This is a genomic window from Oryzomonas rubra (genome assembly GCF_008369015.1).
Classification (GTDB): Bacteria; Desulfobacterota; Desulfuromonadia; order Geobacterales; family Pseudopelobacteraceae; genus Oryzomonas; species Oryzomonas japonica.
Window position 1 is genome coordinate 298030 of sequence record NZ_SRSD01000002.1, and the last position, 20083, is coordinate 318112.

The 20083-nt window shown below is 61.8% G+C and carries 18 protein-coding genes and 1 riboswitch; of the genes, 4 read left to right on the forward strand and 14 right to left on the reverse strand.

Annotated features, from left to right (window positions below; all coding sequences use genetic code 11):
- Positions 1-64 precede the first annotated feature (64 nt).
- A complete protein-coding gene (locus ET418_RS04310; RefSeq protein ID WP_149306342.1) occupies positions 65-289 on the forward strand; it encodes a hypothetical protein in 225 nt (74 codons plus the stop codon).
- A 151-nt stretch (positions 290-440) separates the two neighbouring features.
- Here ET418_RS04310 and ET418_RS04315 read toward each other — a convergent pair whose 3' ends face one another.
- A complete protein-coding gene (locus ET418_RS04315; RefSeq protein ID WP_149306343.1) occupies positions 441-1034 on the reverse strand; it encodes a hypothetical protein in 594 nt (197 codons plus the stop codon).
- A gap of 352 nt (positions 1035-1386) precedes the next feature.
- Between ET418_RS04315 and ET418_RS04320 the strand changes: the two genes are divergently transcribed.
- The gene (locus tag ET418_RS04320) at positions 1387-1716 is read left to right on the forward strand and encodes a winged helix-turn-helix domain-containing protein (RefSeq protein ID WP_149306344.1); all 330 of its coding nucleotides are present in this window, start codon (positions 1387-1389) and stop codon (positions 1714-1716) included.
- Positions 1716-2267, forward strand: coding sequence for a hypothetical protein (locus tag ET418_RS04325; RefSeq protein ID WP_149306345.1), 552 nt, complete (start codon positions 1716-1718; stop codon positions 2265-2267). The genes ET418_RS04320 and ET418_RS04325 overlap by 1 nt, the downstream gene beginning before the upstream one ends.
- A gap of 82 nt (positions 2268-2349) precedes the next feature.
- On the opposite strand, the gene ET418_RS04330 is transcribed toward ET418_RS04325, so the two are convergent.
- From ET418_RS04330 to ET418_RS04385, 12 genes are all read right to left on the reverse strand, one after another.
- Positions 2350-3597: a type II toxin-antitoxin system HipA family toxin gene (locus ET418_RS04330; RefSeq protein WP_149306346.1), complete on the reverse strand. Its 1248-nt coding sequence runs from the start codon at positions 3595-3597 to the stop codon at positions 2350-2352.
- The gene (locus tag ET418_RS04335) at positions 3594-3830 is read right to left on the reverse strand and encodes a helix-turn-helix domain-containing protein (protein WP_149306347.1); all 237 of its coding nucleotides are present in this window, start codon (positions 3828-3830) and stop codon (positions 3594-3596) included. Before ET418_RS04335 ends, ET418_RS04330 begins: the two co-directional genes overlap by 4 nt.
- Before the next feature lie 245 nt (positions 3831-4075).
- The gene (pssA, locus tag ET418_RS04340) at positions 4076-4702 is read right to left on the reverse strand and encodes a CDP-diacylglycerol--serine O-phosphatidyltransferase (RefSeq protein WP_149306348.1); all 627 of its coding nucleotides are present in this window, start codon (positions 4700-4702) and stop codon (positions 4076-4078) included.
- 52 nt (positions 4703-4754) lie between these two features.
- On the reverse strand, positions 4755-5267 hold the full coding sequence (locus tag ET418_RS04345) for a DUF3592 domain-containing protein (RefSeq protein ID WP_149306349.1): 513 nt from the start codon (positions 5265-5267) through the stop codon (positions 4755-4757).
- Positions 5268-5365: 98 nt separating this feature from the next.
- Positions 5366-6319: a hypothetical protein gene (locus ET418_RS04350; RefSeq protein WP_149306350.1), complete on the reverse strand. Its 954-nt coding sequence runs from the start codon at positions 6317-6319 to the stop codon at positions 5366-5368.
- A 70-nt stretch (positions 6320-6389) separates the two neighbouring features.
- Complete coding sequence (locus ET418_RS04355) at positions 6390-7667, reverse strand: TCR/Tet family MFS transporter (RefSeq protein ID WP_149306351.1); 1278 nt, start codon at positions 7665-7667, stop codon at positions 6390-6392.
- Between the two features lie 270 nt (positions 7668-7937).
- On the reverse strand, positions 7938-8798 hold the full coding sequence (locus ET418_RS04360; RefSeq protein WP_149306352.1) for a TraB/GumN family protein: 861 nt from the start codon (positions 8796-8798) through the stop codon (positions 7938-7940).
- A gap of 57 nt (positions 8799-8855) precedes the next feature.
- Entirely contained in the window at positions 8856-11510 is a 2655-nt protein-coding gene (locus tag ET418_RS04365; RefSeq protein ID WP_149306353.1) for a hybrid sensor histidine kinase/response regulator, read from the reverse strand.
- Positions 11511-11528: 18 nt separating this feature from the next.
- Positions 11529-11918 (reverse strand): response regulator, encoded by a 390-nt coding sequence (locus ET418_RS04370; RefSeq protein WP_149306354.1) that lies wholly within the window; start codon positions 11916-11918, stop codon positions 11529-11531.
- A gap of 116 nt (positions 11919-12034) precedes the next feature.
- On the reverse strand, positions 12035-13258 hold the full coding sequence (locus ET418_RS04375) for an EAL and HDOD domain-containing protein (RefSeq protein WP_149306355.1): 1224 nt from the start codon (positions 13256-13258) through the stop codon (positions 12035-12037).
- Positions 13258-15936, reverse strand: a complete 2679-nt coding sequence (locus tag ET418_RS04380; RefSeq protein ID WP_149306356.1) for a hybrid sensor histidine kinase/response regulator — start codon at positions 15934-15936, stop codon at positions 13258-13260. Before ET418_RS04380 ends, ET418_RS04375 begins: the two co-directional genes overlap by 1 nt.
- Positions 15937-16074: 138 nt before the next feature.
- Complete coding sequence (locus ET418_RS04385; RefSeq protein ID WP_149306357.1) at positions 16075-18708, reverse strand: hybrid sensor histidine kinase/response regulator; 2634 nt, start codon at positions 18706-18708, stop codon at positions 16075-16077.
- A gap of 244 nt (positions 18709-18952) precedes the next feature.
- Between ET418_RS04385 and ET418_RS04390 the strand changes: the two genes are divergently transcribed.
- The gene (locus ET418_RS04390) at positions 18953-19360 is read left to right on the forward strand and encodes a bacteriohemerythrin (RefSeq protein WP_149306358.1); all 408 of its coding nucleotides are present in this window, start codon (positions 18953-18955) and stop codon (positions 19358-19360) included.
- Positions 19361-19445: 85 nt separating this feature from the next.
- Here ET418_RS04390 and ET418_RS04395 read toward each other — a convergent pair whose 3' ends face one another.
- Positions 19446-19691 (reverse strand): hypothetical protein, encoded by a 246-nt coding sequence (locus tag ET418_RS04395; RefSeq protein ID WP_149306359.1) that lies wholly within the window; start codon positions 19689-19691, stop codon positions 19446-19448.
- 131 nt (positions 19692-19822) lie between these two features.
- A riboswitch (cyclic di-GMP riboswitch) is annotated at positions 19823-19906 on the reverse strand.
- Positions 19907-20083: the final 177 nt, after the last annotated feature.

Below are 20083 nucleotides of genomic sequence, written 5' to 3' on the forward strand. Positions count from 1 at the left end.
TATAGAATAGGTACGGTCACTGGAGTGCCAAGAGCCATGAGAGCAGTGTCATCGAGGTGATGATATGGCCGAATCTCTTGAATCCGATGTCTTCATGCAAACCCACATCATGGTCGACTGCCGGAGGATGGCAGCCCGGATCACCTCCGAATCCTGCGTGAAGTATCAAAAAAACAACGATGCCCTGGCCTGTGTCGGTTGCAGCCGGTGCAACCCCGGCGAACTCGGCAGGGCGGCGGAGTGGCTGCCCTACATCCAGTCGCGGATCGGCTTCCCCAAAGACCTCTGAAACCGCCCCCTCCTGCCAGCCGGACCCGATTCCAGCCCGCCGCGGGGAGGCATCCCCTCCCCCGAGCTTGCCCGCGATTGCCCAAACGGACGAAGGGCCAGGCATGTCTGCCTGACCCTTCGCATCCGTAACGGTATGAGGATGGGTGCGCCTACCGGCCGCCCCGCTCGTCGCGACGTTCGTCTTTCTGATCGCGACGTTCTTCCTTCTGGTCGCGGCGCTCTTCTTTCGCATCCCGGCGCTGCTCACGACGTTCTTCCTTCACATCCCGGCGCTGGTCGCGGCGTTCCTCTTTCATCTCCCGACGCTGCTCGCGTCCCGGCCGCCCCATGTCGTCACGCCCGTCACGGTCGGGACGATAGTATCTCCCCTCATAGTGATCCCGGTCCCTCGAATAGACGCGGTATTCCCGGTCGCGGTACTCGTGGATTCTGTTGATCCTGTAACGGCGCAGATCCGGGGGGAGTTCCCGATAGCGCACCCTTACCCAGTCGCCGCCGTAGTACGAGGTGCGATACCAGCCGCCGCCCCGGTTGATGTAGTAGATGCCGGAGAGATAAAACATGTCGTAGGGCACACCCACAGCAACGCCGAAGCCAAGCTCTGCCGGATAGAGGAAGTCGGGCGGTTGCGCGATGACGACCGGCGGGCCGCCCACGTTGATGTTGAAAGAGATGCCCGCCCAAGCCGCCGGAGCCGCCTGGAGCAGGGCCACTGCCGCTGCTGCCGCTAACAATTTTTTCATAAGGTCTCCTTGTCGCTGATCTGGTCTCCCCCGGAAACTCCGGGCGGGAAACAGGCTGCCCCTTCGTATTCCAAGGCATTGTCTCATCATACCATACCGTTGTGGCAATTTAGAACAACTTAGTGAAAAAAATCCATTAAACCGGCGAGTTGCGCAGGAGGCGGGGGAACCGGCACGGCATCGCCGCACCTGATCGAATGCCGTGCCGGTGCGGCCCTGCGGGGGCTAAAGCGGTCATCAGGAGCGGCGGCGCTGTAATGGCGAAGAGTGAACCTATATTCCCCTTGCCAACCAAGTGGTTCATGTTATATGTTATCTAAAAGGTATCATGTAACACCCAAAAGGTATCGAAATGTTAGAAGCACTCATCGGTTCCACAACCAGCGAAAAGGCGCTCATCTATCTCACCGCCCGGTCGGAGGGATATATGCGGGAGATTGCCGACTTCTTCGACATTGCGCCGGCACCCCTGCTCCGTCAACTGGATAAACTCGAAACCGGCGGCATCCTCTACAGCAAATCAGTCGGCCGCACCCGCGTGTTCGGCTTCAACCCACGCTACCCATTTCTGGCTGAACTCCAGGCGCTGCTCGCCAAGGCGCTCACCTTCTATCCCGATGATGTCCGCCAGCGTCTGGAGGACAATCGTCGTAGGCCGAGGCGGAAAGGGAAACCGTTGTAATGTCCATCCCCTTGGGTGACATGAGCCTGGCCGAACTGGCCGCTTACGTATCCGACCACCTGACCGGACAAGGCATCGACGTGGTGTTGAGCGGAGGAGGCTGCGTCTCCGTCTACAGCGACAATCGCTACCGATCCGACGACCTCGACTTCATCGAGCGCTACCGGGAGGATCGCAAGAAACTTGCCGCGGCCCTGGACATGATCGGCTTCAAACCCAAGAGGCGCTACTTCGTCCACCCGGACACCCCATTCTTTCTTGAGTTTCCGACCGGACCGCTCTCCATCGGTTCCGAACCGGTCAGGGAGATCGCCGAGATGGCATTTTCTACCGGCACCCTGCGCATGCTTACCCCGACCGACTGCATCAAGGACCGCCTTGCCCACTACTTCCACTGGGGTGACAAGCAGGGGTTGGAGCAGGCGCTCATGGTCGCCGGGGCATGCCTGATAGACCTGGACGAACTGGCGCGCTGGTCGCGTGTGGAAGGAATGTCGGATGAATTCGAGAGTATCAAAGACAGATTTTTGAACGCTTCTGCTAACAGATAGTAGTGCGGAGTTGGGTAGCAGCATATAAGCCCCGTACTGAAACGCGGAGATCACAAGCTAAATATGCAAATAGCCCTTCTGACTAGGAGATTCTTCGTATCGTTTTATCGCACGAGTCCGATATCAGTTCATTCAACCGATACAGGCTGTCACACTTATAGCGATCGAATCCCCGTTCAAACAGTTTCAGTCTGACGCTCTGAATTTTATGAGCGATTACTAGTACTCTCGACAGCAAAAACTTGGGTTTTATGGCAAGTTCTTCCGCCAAAGCCTCCCAGTGCCTTCGTTGAATCGCCGCAGGGTCGTTTTCTCCCCCGATTCCCATGGCAAGGCCTTCTGCCAAGCCAAAATGACGATATATCCTTGTGGAAATCAGATCGTAAAACGGAGCCAAGACCGGACCTTCCGGTACCAAAAGAAAAGAAACATTTTTTCCGTGCGCGTCGGAATTGCCAACCAAATAATTGAAAATCAACCAATCGATGAGAGACAATACATCCTTTCCCGATCTGCAGCTTTTCTTCCGTAGTAAATCAACGCATTGGACAAAGCCGGGGCCACCTTCGTTCTCGTATTTGAATTCAGGAGAAACGCTCAATGCCTGGCAAAAATCCTCTTGATGAAGCCTTCGTATTTCACCGTTGCTGCCGGTACGGTCATATCTCTTTATGACGAAAACGCGTAACCCATCAAGTTCGCAGATAAACGATGAAGGGACATCAATGCCTATCTCACCCGCCAAGGCCATGCAGAACGCCTCATTTTCAACCGTACCATCCAATACCTCCATAGGTGGCTTTATAATATAATTGCTTGGCGCACCTCCCAGCGTGAGATAAAACACCTCATCGGAAAAATAGACGGGTAGTTTCTTTTGAGCTCCCGCAAGAGAAAGTCTAAATCCCAGCTCACCAGCCAGAAGCGGTCTTTGTGGAAGTTGCTGTAGTATTTTCGTTAATTCCGGAGTGGTCAGAAGAGTGTATGTGGCCTCCTCCTTGGATAATCTTGCACCATCAGGGTATAATGACACCGCTCCCGCGCAATCGCCCCCAATTTTTTCCAACAGACCAAAATCATTCCGAAGAGAGACGCCTAAATTTCTTGCCACAACCTCTCGAATTTTTTGCTCCGGTAAAAGGTTGGCGAAAAAGGCATGTGGCTCATCATCAAGATACGGTTCATCTCGTATCGGGAGGGAGAGAGACAACGGAATCTGAGATGTCTGTGCCCAGCTTTTTTCGTACTGGAAACAAAACGTTCTCTTCTCGTCCAGCCAAAGATGGCCAACGGTCTCATTATCCAGTAACACGACCAGTTTGGTTATCATGCTTCAGTATCCCTTGTTTCCCAACCTCTGGGCTTTGAATGAATCTCAATGCCCAGACAGGCTATGACCTGCAAGACCTTATTCAATCGGACAGTTTCTTTTCCATTTTCGAGCGCCGAAAGAAATGCGTGACTTACTCCGCATAGTGCTGCCGCGTCATGGAGCGTAAGGCCGTCCTCTTTTCGCTTCTTTCTGATGATCAACCCTAGGTCTTCGGCTGTTTTAATTTCCATATCGACCTCCCGTGAAACGCAGCCCACAGCTTTAATCTTCAACGTTCGTTTACTATATCACGCCACAGGAAAGAAAAAAACCATAAAGTCAACGATCGTTTACCTTTGGATGCAGAAGGACTAAAACAATGAACATTATAAACGATCGTTTACAATGTGTGCCGAGTTGGGAACAATAATCAAAAAATCGACGATTATGTACCTAATAGTAGGTGGGAAAGTGGGAAGAAAGCTACAGGAACGAATCAGAGCTTGGGAAACCGGATGCGGCTCACCATCAGCGAGCCGGAGAGTGCGAAGATCAGCACCAGCGGGTGCAGCGTGAAACCGGCGAACGCCACCTGCCCGAACCAGAGATACTCGTGCACGGCCCCCTGGGTGGCCGCCAGAAAGAGCACCAGCACCAGCAAGAGCGACGTGGGGATCGGGGTTCCCTCGAAATACTTCACCTTGCCGTCGGCGCCGGACAGCTCCCCGGCCGTAACGTTGTAACGCGCCAGACGGGAGACGCCGCAGGCGACGAAACCGGTGAGGACGATACGGTCGTAGAGCCCCTGCATGCCGCAGCCGTAGCCGATCACGGCCGGGGCCACGCCGAAGGAGATCACATCCGCCAGGGAATCCAGCTCGCGCCCCATGCCGGAACTCTTCTGCCGCCACCGGGCGACCCGCCCGTCCAGGACATCGAAGACCAGCGCGGCGAGCACCATCCCGCAGGCAAAGTACACATGGCTGATCTCGCCCGTTTGCAGGTACGTCAGCATGGAAAACAGCGCCCCGGTGCCGCAGACCGCGTTTGCCAGGGTAAACCAGTCGGCAAGCTGGAACTCCCGGATCATGGAAAAAGGTTTATGTCGTTTTTTCGTCGTCATGGCGCATTGCTCCTGTCCTTTTTCCCGTTGGGCACGCATGTTCTGCATCAGATCACCCCCGGCCGCCCCACGGGCGCCGCCCGCGGCTGTTGTTGCGGAGGGTGACGAGCGGCCAGCAGCCGATCAGGAGCAGAGCGCCGCTCACCGCATAGGGGAACACCATCCCGCCCCAGAGCCGCTCCGGTTTGTCGATTTCAGCATCGTGCGGGTTGTCCCGGTCGTAGAGGACCGGCACGGTCTGGCCGATGGAAAACCCGCTGTAATGGGGATGGTACAGGGATTCGAAGGTAACCGTCCTGCCGTCGTGGGTCCCGAACGTGACGACCGGACGCAGCTCTTTATCGCCTTTGCGGCCCAAGATGCTCCACCGCTCCCGGTACTCGACAATAACCCCGCTGGACTTCAGCCCGGAGTGCACCAGGCGGTAGTTCCTGATGTTCCGCTGCAGGGTGTCGCCCCCCACCAGGTAGGCGAAAAAGAAAAACGGCGCGGTAAAGAAGAGGGCATACATGATGGTGCGTTTAACGGCACCGGGCAGTTCTGGTCTGATACGTCGCGGATTCACACTCTTCACCAATCTTGCGGTTCTTCATCGTCCTTCGGTTGCATTCGATTATACCCCCCATGGGAAAAAAGGGAAAGGCAACAGACCCCACGAATCATTCACCCCAACCCGTCCTTGATTTCCTGTAGTTGCTTTTCATAACATTCGGGACAGATGCCGTGGCTGAAGCGGGCCTCGGAGTGGTTCGATATGTACTCTTCCAACTGCTGCCAGCTCGCCTTGTCGTCCCGGATCTTCTTGCAATGCATGCAGATCGGGATGATGCCCTCGAGATGCTTCACGTGTGTCAGGGCCTCTTCCAGTTGCAGCACCTTATGGGCAAGCTCCTGCTGCGTATCCTTGAGCATCCCGGCCCCCCTCCTGATCACCAGACAGGCGCAGACAAGCACGAACAGCAGGATACCCGCCAGGCAGGCCACGGTCAGCGCAACGATATGGACGATCGCACGGCTGTAGGGGGTAACGTCCGTGTAGAGCTCGAAGACGCCGATGACGTCGTTCCCCGCCCTGATGGGGATGTAGGTTTCCACCACGGCGATGTTGAATTTCGTCTCGTCCCTCAGGTCGAGCATCCGGTCCTTCTTCTCCGTGTGAGAATCGACCGCCCCCTTCAAGGCCCTGGCCAGACGCTTGTTATCGGCGTCCGTATGGCCGATGATCTTCCCGTCGGTGCTGTAGACGATCTTTCCGGCGGGGGTATAGACCTTGACCTTGAGGATGTCGAAGTTACGGAGGTAGGTGCGGAAATAGCGGTCGATGACCGGCAGGTCGGCCTGATTCGGCTGGATGCGGTACCGGCCGTCGCTCCCCATGGGGGCCAGCCGGTCCCGCTGCTCCTCGAACATGGCCCGGCTGACCCGGGCGGCCGCCTCCATGGCGTCCCGCGTCGCCTCTCCCGCGGTGATCTCGTAGACCGTAACCGCCGAAAGCGCCAGGATAACGACGATGGAGATGCCGGCGATCCAGGCGATAAGGCGAAGCAAGGCATCGGGATCGGTGCGGGCTCCAGGCGTCAGAAGACGCCGCCCATAGCGTACGATGGTGTCCCTCATGGTCTGCCACCGGTTGCCAGCTCCCACGCTGCCCGCCTTTTCCCCGGTTTCTCTTCCCCTCCGTATCGCATCATCCATCCTGGCGGCTACCCTTCACAGCCCCCGCAACGCCCCGTCCCCGCTCGCTGCGGAAGTGAAAAAACGCCAGGGCCAGGGACGCGGCCTGGAGCGCGGCGCAAAAGTAGAAAGGCGCGCCGATGCGCCAGTCGCCCCGCGGCAGGTGGGACACCATGGCCAGAAGCGGCGCGCCGAACAGGGGCGCGAATACGGACGCGAGGCTGTTCACGGAGTTGACCGCACCCATGATCTGCCCCTGGTTCCGGGGACCGGCGGCGCTGGAGATGATGCTCTGGAGCGCCGCCGTAATCGTGAAGCCGAGTATGTTCAGGAAGATCACCGCGTACATCATCCACCCCTGGGTGGCCATGCCCCACAGCAGGAAGGCCACGGACGAGGAGAACAGACCGGCCACCGCCAGGCGGCGGGGGCTGAAGCGCTTCAGCAGGCGGCCGAGCAGAAACCCCTGCACGATCAGCGACATGAGGCCGACCGCCGCCAGGGACCAGCCGTTCTCCCGCGGGCCCCAGCCGAACTTGAAGGTGGTGTACAGCACCCACCCGGTGAACATGACGAACTGGGCCAGCCCGCTCAGGGCGACCACGGCCACCAGCCGCCCCACGCCGTTCAGTTGGGTCAGGCGGCGCAGGGAGGTCAGGGGGTTGGCCTGTTTCCAGTGGAACGGGCGGCGGCGCTCCAGGGGGAGCGATTCGGGGAGCACGAAGTAGCCGTAGAGCCAGTTGACCATGGCCAGAGCGCCGGCCACGAAAAACGGCAGTTGCAGGCTGATCGCCCCCAAAAGCCCCCCCATGACCGGGCCGATGATGAAGCCGGCGCCGAACATGGCGCCCAGCAGGCCGAAGCGCCGGGTGCGCTCTTCCGGGGGGGTGATGTCGGCCACATAGGCGTTGCACACGGCCGCATTGGCCTGCATGGCGCCCCCCACCAGCCGCACCGCGATGAGCATCCACAGGGCCGTGGAGAGCCCGGTGGCGAAAAAGGTGAGCCCCAGCCCGCAGAAGCCGAGCAGTAGCACGGGGCGGCGGCCATAGGCGTCGGACAGCGCCCCCAGGACCGGCGAGCCGAAGAAGTTGGCGAGCCCGAAGGCGAACACCACCACGCCGAACCAGAAGGCCTGATCCGCCTGGGAGCCGGTGAAGCTGCCGACCAGGGGCGGCAGCACGGGGATGATCAAACCGATGGACGCCACGTCGATCAATACGGTCAGCATGATGAACGGCATGGCCGCGGTACGGTCGCGGCGCGGAGAAAACAGTTTAAAGTCCTTCATACGAAACTACATGTCCCTTTCGTGATGCTTCCAGAGGCGCGGCAGGAGGAGGGTAGTGCTCCGGTGATCAATATATATGAACCCCGGCTGTAGGGGCGTAGTGCCTACGCCCCGGATTGAGGACGTCCATGGGGGTCATCCATTGGGTGCCTGTCCCGTTATCGGCCTCGCAATGGATACGATAGTAGTCGTTAACGCCTTGCCGGCTATCATAGTAACCAATTCGCCGGAACCTGGCAACGTCTTCCACGCAGTTCACATCTCGCCGCCCTACAACTTCTCCACCGTGTACCCCTTCTGCCGCAGGGCCTCGATGATCCCGTCCGGCCCCACCAGATGCGCCACCCCCACCAGGACGAACCGGGTCTGGCGCAACTTTTGATACCCCTCGATCACCGGCAGCCAGTTTTTGTTGCGCTCCACGATCAGCCGCTTGTAGAGCTGGGGCTGGCGGGCCTTGAATTCCCCCGACATCAACTCGTCCAGCTTCCCCGCATCCCCCGTGCGCCAGGCTCCCACGAGGAGCCCGAACTGCTCCCGCATGTTCTTCATATCCTCGATGGAATAATCCACGAACTCATCCTCGTTGCCGTCCGCCATGGAGACCACGTAGTCGATCTGCTGGTCGGCCGTCTCCAGCCCGTCCACGGCCTTCTTGTCCGCGATGGCCCGCGCATAGTAGACGTTGTCCACCCCCTGTTGGGTTACACCCATTTTCAGCAACTCCATGAGCGTCAGGGTCGTCACGATCATGGACGGCTTGAACTGGCCGAAGGTCGAAAGCGGGAGGCCGTTGGCCTCGGAAAAGGCGCTGAGCGCGGCGTAGGCCTTGGGCGACAGATGCTTGTCCACAGTGCTGCCGTCGCTGTACAGGGCCTTGGCCAGAAACCGCTGCTGGGTCGCCGGTGCCTGGAGCTTGCCCAAATCGGTCTCGAAGACCACGACCTGGGCAGCCCGGTACGCCCGGTCGAACTCGGCCGGCAGGGGAAAATCCTTCTCCCGCAGCACATGGCAGGTGCCCCCCAGGTAGAGGACGCTCCCCCCCTTCCGGGCCTTCCACACCGACGATTCGGCCCCTGCCCCGCTGCAGGCGAACAGGACCAGCATGATACCCGCTATGACTCTCTTCATCCCGTGTTGCTCCTTCTCTGCATACGTGGTGGTTTGGGAGAACCGCCCCCCCTGACGTCACCTGTGCCCGAACGGCACACAATCCCCCGGATTGGCCAGCCCCAGGCGGGATACGGCCTCCCTGAGGGCGGCGATGGTGTAGGGCTTCTGGATGAACCCGTCCAGCCCCTTGCCGGCGAACCGGGGGGCGACCTCCTGTTTGTTGTAGCCGCTGGACATGATGACCCTGATCCCGGGGTCAAGCCGCCTGAGTTCCCGGAAGCACTGTTCCCCGTCCATGTTCGGCATGGTCAGGTCCAGGATGACGAAGGCGATGCCGGGGGTGTTCCGGCACAGCTCCACCGCCTCCCGGCCGTCCACGGCGGTGATGGGAGCGTACCCCAGCGCCTTCAGCATCTCCGTGCCGATGCCCCGCACGCTCTCCTCGTCGTCCGCCAGGAGGACCGTGCCGCTCCCGTGCCAGTCGCAGACAAGGGGCTCCGGGGCGGGCGGTTCCGCAGGCAGGGGGGCGGCGGGTAACAGCACCTTGAAGGTCGTGCCGCGCCCCGGCTCGCTGTAGACCTTGATGGTCCCGTGGTGGCCGCGGATGATGCCGAGCACCGCGGCCATGCCCAGGCCCCGCCCGGTGAACTTGGTGGTGAAGAAGGGGTCGAAGATCTTCGCCATGGTCTCCCGGTCCATGCCGCAGCCGGTATCGGCGATCTCAAGCCAGGCGTAAAACCCCGGGCCTATGCTCTCGTTCAGCCAGGCGTCCTTCAGATACGCCTCGTCGCACTCCATGCAGCCGGTGGTGATGGCGATCACGCCGTCCCTGTCGCCGATGGCCTCCGAGGCGTTGATCACCAGATTCATGACGACCTGGCGCAGTTGGGTGGCGTCGGCCTCCACCGCCGCGAGTTTCGGGCTGAGGTTGAGCCGCAGCGATGCCTTCTTGGAGATGGAGACCTCCAGCATCTGGACCATTTCTTCCAGGATGCGGTTCAGGTCGATGCTCTCGACAAGGAATTTCCCCTTGCCCGAATAGGCCAGCATCTGCTTGGCCAGGTCCGCGGCCCGGGCGGCGGCCTCCTCGATCTTGTGCAGGTTCTCCACACAGGGGGATTCCCTGTTGATGCGCATCAGCGCCAGGTCCGCATTGCCGATGATGACCATGAGGATGTTGTTGAAGTCGTGGGCGATGCCCCCGGCCAGGACCCCCAGACCTTCCAGCTTCTGGGCGTGCAGCATCTGCTGTTCGATCTTGCGGCGTTCCTCCTCGGCATGCTTGATCTCGCTGATATCGCTGATGTGCCCCACGATGCCGATGAGCCCCCCGTCATCGCCCTCGTAGCGGCGGCCGGTGAAATACCCCCAGAAGGCGCTGCCGTCCTTCCGCAGGTAGCGCCGTTCGGTGCTTATGGTATCGATTTCCCGGCCGATGATCCGGCGCAGGTTTTCGCTGCAGGGGGGGCGCTGGTCCGGCGGGACGTGGTCAATATACGGGGAGCCGGTCAGCTCCTCCGGGGTGCGGCCGAGCATCTCGGCCAGGCGCCCGTTGGCCACCATGATCGTGCAGGCCGCGTCCAGCAGCACGATGCCGGCCTGGGACGACTCGAAGAGCACCCGCATCTGCCCCTCGCTCTCCCGCAGGGCGCCCTCCCGCCGTTCAAGCTGCTCGGCCATGTGGTCGAAGGTCTGCCCCAGGGCTCCCAGTTCGCCCCCCCGCACCAGTTCCGCCACCCGGATCTTCCGTTCCCCCTCGGCCAGGCGCCGGGAGGCGTCCGTCAACACCGAGATCCGCCGGATGACGAGACGGGTGCCCACCAGGTAGGCTGCCCCGGCCGCCAGGAGCAGAAAGGCCGACAGCAGGGCCACGTTCATGAGGAACTGGGTGTCCGCCGCAGCCAGGGCCGCGTTATAGGGGATGGTCATCCGGGCGTACAGGTAGGGCTCCGCCTCGCCCCCGAGGCGCATCTTGCGGTAGCTGGCGATGCGCCGGTCCCCCGCCATGCTTTCGATGCTGCCGGTCGCCTCCTCCGGCCCCTCGACCATCTGCCGGAACAGGTCGGCCCGCAGCGGGGTGCCGACCCTCGGGTTCGCCTCCCTGCTGGCGTAGATGATGACGCCCCGGTGATCCACGAGCAGGAGCCCGGTTTTCTGGGGGAGTTTGAACTGCTCCACGATATTCTGGTAGAAATCCAGATTGAGGGTGGCGACGATGACCCCGGCGATGGCGCCGTCCCGGCCCCGGTAGGGATAGGCGTAGCTGATGGCGGGCCTGTTGGTGGTGCGGCCGATGAGGTATTCGCTGGAGGAGAGGCGGCCGCTGGCCAGGGCGTTTCTGAAATGGCGGCGGTCGGCGATGGAGAGGGGGAGCTTGGCCGGAATGCCCGAGCACCAGACGTTGCCCAGGGGATCGGCGATCAGGAGGTTGGCGTACTGGGGGTTGAGCAGGACCAGGCTCTTCAGGATCGCCCCGGTCCGGGCCGCATCCTCGCCCGCGACCTCGGGGAGCCGGCCAAGGGTGGCCAGCAACTGTTCGGTCGCCGCCGTGAGGTTCTGCTGTTCCGAGACGATGCGCCCCACCACCCTCCGGGTCTCCGATCCGGCGCTCGCGACGACCTCCTCCCGGTGATGCAGCCCGGTATGGACGATAATGCCGACACAGGGGAGCGCAACGATCCCTATGATGAAGAAGAGTACGGTTTTGACGGACAGCGGCGCAGGGGACATCGGGAAAATCCTCCGTGGTTACGCGTTCATGTCGTCGCCAGGGGCCACGACGCGCCGCACGGCGGCGGAGAGGCTCTCCAGGTTGAACGGCTTCTGGACGAAACCGTCCACCCCCACCTCCCCGAAGGATTCCGCGACCTCCCGTTCGCTATAACCGCTGGCGAGGATGACCCTGACGTCCGGCCGGATGCGGCGCAGCTCCTTGAAAACCGCGATGCCGTCCATGATCGGCATGCTCATGTCCAGGAGCACCCCGGCGATCCCGTCCCCCTTGTCCCGGAAGATACGGATGGCCTCAGGGCCGTTGGCGGCGGCAAGGGTCGCAAAACCGAGTTCCTCGAGCATGGCGGCCGAAACGTCGCGGATCATCTCCTCGTCGTCGACGATCAGGATGGTTTTCTCGGGCATGATGGTCCTCCTGTGGAACTTTTATGGGAAAGGGGGGTTATGGGACATATGGGACCAATGGGACGCATAGGTCCTAAAACTATCATAAGTCCCAGCTCCCGTTACCCCTCTTGTCTTCACAACCCAAAACGCCAGCTATAGGCCGTTTTCTGACAGTTCAGGACCGCCATGAGCGGTATCCCCAACACTTCCAGACGTTCGGCGGCGCGCTCGAATTCCAGGTTTTCGATCTGCTCCACCAGACTCAGCAGCACGCCGAAGTCCCCCTCCCTGTTCAGCAAGGCATCCAGGACCTCGTCGGAGAGATGAAGATTCGCCACGATCTCCTCCATGGGGAGGTCGAAGACGGCGGTGAGGATCGACAGTATGCCGATCATGTAGCCTTCATCGGCGGCATGACGGTTCCTGCGCACCAGGGGGGTCAGTTTGACCAACTCTTCCATGAAGACCGCCCGCACCGCGGCCAGGTCGACGGCCGGGTCGTCCAGGCACGACTCCCCGTCCGTGGCGAAGATCGCCAGTTGCACCCAGCGCTTGAGCTGGTGCAGCCCGATCATCATGACGGCGTGGCGAATGGAGACGACCTTTGCCCGCAGCCCCAGGGAGATGGAGTTGACCAGGACCAGCAGTTTGTAGACGAGCGGCGGGCTCTGCTTGATCGTTTGCTCCATATCCTCAAGTTCCGCCTCGGCGGTGAGCTGCTGCATCAGCTTGAAGATAACGGCGGACGAGCCGTCCCAGCGCCGCTTCTTCATGACGGCCGGCTGGGAGAACGTATACCCCTGGAACAGGTCGAAGCCCAAGCGGTTGCATTCCAGGTAGCGCTCCCGGCTATCGACCTTTTCCGCCAGAAGCTTGACCGGGTACGGCCTGAACTGCTCGACCAGCAGAGCCATCCCGGCGCTGTCCACCCCGGTGATATCGATCTTTATGACGTTGACCACGCCGTCGTACAACTCCCGGCAGCGGGGATCGTAGGTGTGGTCGTCCAGGGCCAGCAGGTACCCCTTTGCCCTCAGTTCGCGGCAGCGCCCGATCACGTCGGGGGTGATGGCGACGGTTTCCAGCAGTTCTATGCCGAACCGTTCCGGCGGGAGGATTTCCAGGGTATCGCTCATGAGCAGGTCCGCATCCACGTTGATGAACCCGCGATGCCTCCCCATGGCGGCCTGTGTGCCGAAGCAGGAGATCGTATTCATGATGGTGTTGGAGGTGGCGCTGATGTCATCCTGGATCTCGGCATGGTCCGGCGCTTCCGATGACCTGAATAACAGCTCGTAGGCGACGATCTCCTCCGCCTTGCTGACGATGGCCTGCCTGCCGATGAAGTGCTGCCCCATTAGCGCATCTCCCCCATCCCCGCCGGCGCGCCGGGCGACGCCTCAGGGGTCCCGTTCAGGATCGAGTCGATCTTTTTCAGGAGTTCTCTCGTGGTGAACGGTTTCTGAATGAAGTTGATCCCCCGGTCCGGCGCGCCGCTGCGGAGGGTGGCGGTGTCGGTGTATCCCGACATGTAGAGGGTCGCGAGCCCCGGATGGGTCTTCTGCATCTTCTCCCGCAGCTCCGGGCCGTTCATGTCGGGCATGACCACGTCGGTGAGCAGCAGGTCCACCTCCCGGCCGGCGCTCAGGGCGAGGGCCTGCCGGGGCCCTGCCGCAACGATCAGCCGGCAGTTGCAGCTGTCCAGCAGGTCCCGGACCAGGTTGCGCACCATATCGTTGTCCTCCACCAAGAGGATGGTGCTGCCGGCCACGTTGACCTCCGAGATCTCCGCGGCGCTTGCGGTTTCAACCGGCACGGCGTCCTCATCCAGGGGGAAGAAGATCTTGAAGGTCGTCCCCTCCCCCTCCTCGCTGAACACCACGACATGCCCGCCATGCTGTTTGACCAGGCCGTAGACCGTGGCCAGCCCCAGGCCCGACCCCTTGCCCACATCCTTGGTGGTGAAGAACGGCTCGAAGATGTGGGAAATGGTTTCCCGGGTCATGCCCGCGCCGGTGTCGCTGACCCCCAGCATCAGGTACCTGCCCGACGCAAGCCCCTCATGCTGGCGGACGTATTCGTCGTCCAGGGTCACCGGCGCCGTTTCGATGGTGATGACGCCCCGGTCGAAGATGGCGTCCTGGGCGTTGATCGCCAGGTTCATGAGGATCTGTTCCAGCTGGTTCCGGTCGGCGCGGACGGCGTAGACGATCTCCGAGAGGCGCAGCCGGATGGCGATGTTCTCCCGGATGGTCCGGCGCAGGATCTCGTAGAACGAGGCGATGACATTGTTCAGGTCCACCGGCCGCATTTCGAGGAACTGTTTGCGGCTGAAGCTCAGAAGCTGCTGGGTGAGGACCCTGGCCTTGTCGGCCGCCTGCATGATCCGGTCGACCCGCTCGAAATCCCGGCTGTCGGCCGGCAAGCGGTTCTTCAGCAACTCGGCATAGCCCAGGATCGGCGTCAGGAGGTTGTTGAAGTCGTGGGCGATCCCCCCGGCCAGGCGGCCGATGGACTCGATCTTCTGGGACTGGCTCAACTGGACCATCAGCGCCTGCCGCTCCGCCTCCCCCGCCCGCCGCTCCGAGATGTCCCGCAGGATGGCGCAGTCGTACTCCAGGCCGTCTATTTCCAGATAATTGGCCGACACGTCCACGGGCACCCGGCGGCCGTCCCGGGTTTGGGCCGCGTCCTCGAAATGCAGGTGCCCCTCCCGGCTCAGCTCTTCCCAATGGGCGCGCCATGATTCGGCCGTAGCGTGGGAGGAAACGTCCCACGCCCGCAAGGCAAGCAACTCCCGGCGCTCGTACCCGCTCAAGCGGCAGGCGGCGTCGTTGACGTAGAGAATCCTGCCGTCCGGGGCGATCCAGGAGACGGCATCCGCCATCCGGTCCATGACGCTGGCCGACTTCTGCAAATCTGCTTCGATCCGCTTGCGCAGGACGATCTCTTCGCCCAGTTGGGCGTTGCGCGCCTCCAGCAGGGAGGTCCGATCCCGGACCATCTCCTCCAACCGCTCCCGGTGCCGGAGCAGTTCGGCCTCCCCCCGCTCCTCGCGCCTGCGGTTACGGTAGAGCAGCCGGGCGGTCACGAGCGATCCGGCGGCAAAGAGGGCCACCAGGGCCGACATGAGCGCCGCTTCCGTGCGCCAGGGGGCCAGGTAGTCGTCGACGGCCAGGCCTGCCGTTACGTAGAGGGGGTAGTTTGCGATCTTGCGGAAGGAAAAGATGCGCTCCACCGGGTCCAGGCTCCCCCGGGTCCGGTAGGTGCCGGAGGTGTCCCCCCCCCGGACCAGCCCCCGCAGTTCCCGCGGCACCACGGTGCTGCCGGTGCCCCCCTCCCCTCCCGCCTGTCCGGGATAGCGCACCATGACGGCCAGGTCTGTGTCCCGCAGGGCGATGAGGCCGTGCGCGCCCAGGTCGAAGGAGGCGCACAGCCGGACGAAATAATCCAGGGAGACGGCGGCGTAGGCGATGCCGGCGAAGCTGCCGTCCGGGTTGTCCATGCGCCGGACGATGTTGACGATCCACCGGTTGGTGACCCGGCTCATAAGCGGCTTGGTGACGATCAGGCCGATCCAGGGATTCTGGCGGGCGCTGACGAAGTAGTCGCGATCGGAGATCTTGATCGGCCTTTCGAGGGCCGCCCGGTCGCTGAAGACGATCTCGCCCCGGGCGTTGGCTACTCTCAGGTCCTGGATCTCGGAGATACGTTCGTTATGGGCGCGGAGGTAGGAGCGCAGAGCCGGGCCGTCGATGCCGCCGCTTTTGATCTGCCGTTCGGCCTCCTTTTTCACCGCAAAGACGGTGAGGCCGGCCTTGTCCATAATGCCGGCAATGGTCAGGTTGAGGGACTGGGACAGGTTCTGGGTCCGGATGACGGCGCGGCTCTCGTACTGCCGGTGGCTCCGGTAGAGGGAATAGCCTGCCAGCCCGGCGACGAACAGGTTGATGAGCAGGCAACTCGCCGCGAGCCAGGGGAGAAAGACCCGGGTGGATATGACCCGGTTGGATGTCGGGGGGGGAGCTTCGGGCATTGTGGGGAACAGTCTCCGCTCGGCGCCGGCCACCTGCCGATGCGACCGATCCGCTCGATATCATTAAAATATTTTCAATTAATTATAAACTATAATAAAAAACCGTCAACATAATAGTGGGCGGGTTGCGCGCGGCGGTTAGTGTCCGGCCGGGCCGTTCAGGATGGCGTCGATCTTTCTCATGAGATCCCCGGCGGTAAACGGTTTCTGGATGAAGTTGACGCCATCGTCCAGCACGCTGTGGTGGACGATGGCGTCGTTGGTGTATCCCGACATGTAGAGCGTCGCAAGGCCCGGGTGGCTCGACCGCATCTTTTCACACAATTCCGGGCCGTTCATGTCGGGCATGACCACATCGGTGAGCAGCAGGTCCACTTCCCGCCCCGCGCTCAGTTCCATGGCCTGGCGGGGCCCCTCGGCAACGATCAGCCGGCAGCCGCAACCCTCCAGGAGATCGCCGACCAGGGTGCGCACCATGTCGTTGTCCTCCACCAGCAGGATGGTGCTGCCGGTCACGTCGACCTCCGAGAGCGCCTCCACGGCCGCCGTTTCCTCGGGCAACGCCCCCTCGACGATCGGCAGGTAGATCTTGAAGGCCGTGCCCTCCCCCACCTCGCTCGACACCTGGATATAGCCGTTGTGCTGTTCGACCAGGCCGTAGACCGTGGCCAGCCCCAGGCCCGACCCCTTGCCCACATCCTTGGTGGTAAAGAACGGCTCGAAGACGTGGGAGAGGGTCTCCCGGGCCATGCCGGCGCCGGTGTCGCTGACCCCCAGCATCAGGTATCTGCCCGGCGCAAGCCCCTCGTGCCGGCGGACGTATTCGTCGTCCAGGGTCACCGGCGCCGTTTCGATGGTGATGACGCCCCGGTCGGCGATGGCGTCCTGGGCGTTGATCGCCAGGTTCATGAGGATCTGTTCCACCTGGTTCCGGTCGGCGCGGACGGCGTAGACGATCTCCGAGAGGCGCAGCCGGATGGCGATGTTCTCCCGGATGGTCCGGCGCAGGATCTCGTAGAACGACGTCACCACGTTGTTCAGATCGACGGTCTTCATCTCCAGGATCTGCTTGCGCCCGAAACTCAGGAGCTGTTGGGTGAGGGCCTTGGCCTTGCCGGCCGCCTGCATGATCCGGTCGACCTGCTCGAAGTCCCGGCTGTCGGTCGGCAAGCGGTTCTTCAGCAATTCGGCATAGCCCAGAATCGGCGTCAGGAGGTTGTTGAAGTCGTGGGCGATCCCCGCGGCCAGGCGGCCGATGGACTCGATCTTCTGGGACTGGCTCAACTGGATCATCAGCGCCTGCCGCTCCGCCTCCCCCGCCCGGCGCTCCGAGATGTCCCGCAGGATGGAGCAGTTGTACACCTGGCCGTCTATTTCCAGATAATTGGCCGTGATCTCGACCGAAAACAGGCGGCCGTCCCGGGCCGTGGCCTCGGTCTCCACATGGAGGCACTCGCGGCGCTGCAGCTCTTCCATGAAATGCCGCCACGCCTCGCGGTCGAACCCCATCAGGCCGATATCGGGCACCGACAGGGAGAGCATCTCTTCGCGGCTGTAGCCGTACATCCGGCAGGCGGCGTCGTTGACGTACAGGTAGCGGCCGTCCGGGGCGACCCACGCCACGGCATCGGCCATGCGGTCCATGATGATCGCCGCTTTCTTCAAATCCGCCTCGGCCCGCTTCCGCAGGACGATCTCCCCGGCCAGTTGGGCGTTGCCCGCCTCCAACTGGGCGGTCCGCTCCCGCACCGTCTCCTCCAGCTGCTCCCGGTGCCGGAGCAGTTCGGCCTTGGCCTCCCCCTCGCGCCTGCGGTTGCGCTGGATCAACCGTGCGGCCAGGAGCGATCCCGCCGCAAAGACGGCCACCAGGAGCGCCATGCCCCAGGCTTCGCGCCGCCAGGGGAGCAGGTAGTCGGCGGTTGCGAGGCCGGCCGTTATATACAGTGGATAATCGAAGACCTTGTGAAAGGAAAAAGAGCGCTCCACCGGGTCGATGCTCCCCTTGTTCCGGTAGATGCCGACAACGTGCCCCGTCCGCACCAACTCCCGCAGTTCCCGGGATACCACGGCGCTGCCGATGCTGCGCGGCTCCGGGTAGCGGATGACGACGTTCAACGCCCCGTCCCGCAGGGTGATGACCCCCTGGCGGCCCATATCGAACGTGGAAAAGAGCCGCATCAGGTAATCCAGGGAGATGGCGCCAACGACCACACCGGCGAAACTGCCGTCCGGGTTGTCGATGCGCCGGACGATGTTGATCACCCACTTGGCGGCGGAACGGGCGAACAGCGGCTCGGAGATGATCAAGCCGGCCCGGGGGTCGTTCCGGGCCCGGCGGAAGTACTCCCGGTCGTTCACCAGGGTGTCGGAGCCCGAGAGGTGAAGGTCGCCATAGATGAACGCGCCCCGGGCGTCCGCGACCCGCAGGCCGTCCAACTCGGGTATGAGGAGCCGCTGGGCAAGGATATAGTCGTCCAGGTCCGGGCCGGCGGCGCGGCCGCTCCTGAGTTGCCGCTCCCGCTCCCGCTGCACCGACAGGAGGGCGATGCCGGTCTTGTCGACAATGCCGGCAATGGTCAGGCTGAGGGATTGGGCCAGGTCCTGGGTCTGGATGGCGGCGCGGGATTCGTACTGCCGACGGCTTTGGTACAGGGAAAAACAGACCAGCCCGATCACGAACAGGTTGGCGAGCAGGACGCCGGCCACGAGCCGGTAGAAAGAAGCACGGCCCGGCGCAGTCGTACCGGATGTCGTGGGGGTGACGTCGGGCATGTGATGCGACCACCTCCGCGGGAAAATGGTTTCTGGCCAGATAAACTATTGATTTTCAATTAGAATTATTAAATAATTATAGGGGAAATTTCGGAATCGTCAACACAATAGTGTAAACAGCGGGAAAAGCCCGGGGGAGCGCGGCAGGGCCGCCCCGGAGCGGGAAACGGCGACAGGCCTTGCCATCCCGACATTTTTTGGAATACTTGCTACGGAAGAAGTAAGTGTGACGGGGAGCGACACCATGACCTTTATGCAATGGGACCCGAACTTCGAACTCGGCATCCATGAGTTCGACGAGCATCACAAGCACCTGGTCGGCCTGATCAACCTGGCGTTCGACGGTTTTATGTACAAGGCGGAACGGGATGAGATCGAGGCGGTTCTCGACGAGCTGTCCGACTATGCGACCTACCACTTCGCCGCCGAGGAACAGTGGATGGAAACCCACCAGTACCCCGCCCTGCCGCAGCACCGGCAGGAACACCAGCGGTTCTGCGATCGGGTGGCGGAGATCCGGGAGGAGTTCCGCCGGGGGGAGGCCCACCTCTCCCTGGAGGTGCTGCAATTCCTCCATAGTTGGCTCACCAATCACATCCTCAAGACCGATGCCGCCTACGGGCGCTTTGCCCGGGAACTGCCCCACGGCTGACCGGCCGCCATGCCGACCGGATTAACGGGCGCTCCCCTCCCGTCACGGGAGGGGAGCGCCCCGAAACATTCTATGTTCCAGGACACTAGTGGGCTATGGAGTGGTTGTGCCCCGACGCCCCATGATCCTGATGGCCTCCGAACGCCGGCATGTCCTGAAAGGCGGTATGGTTGGGATGGATGCAGTAGCTGCTGGTGGTGCCTGCCGGAACGGCGTACCGGCAGGCGGTGTTGTGGGCGAGACACCGGGAAAATTCATCGACGAGATACTCGGTCCTGCATTCTGCCACATTGGGTTCGCTTCCGCTGAAGTTTTGAATCGGTATAGACATAAGTCCCTCATTTCTCCTCTGCCGGTCGCCCGGCATTTCACTGAATCCCGCCCCACTGCATGGTGTCCATCGGAGACATCGGAGCCGAAAAGCGCGCAAAAAATGCCGGGCTCCACGAAGATGACCTATCCTTCGGCAGCTCGGCCATCTTCCCGTCCTTCGGGAGATCCGTGGCTTTCCGTCCCTCTCTCGCGAAAGGTTTGGCCTTATCGGGACAGAACGAACGTATGAAAACGACTCATTACGTGAATGATTATACCACCCGAGTGGGGGGGTTCAACAAGACAAAATTTATTTTTTAATTATCAAACTTACGGAACCCGCATCGCCAATGGCGTTACGGGGGCAGGGACGTTTCCCCCATGACAGATGAAGGAGTCTGCCGTATAATG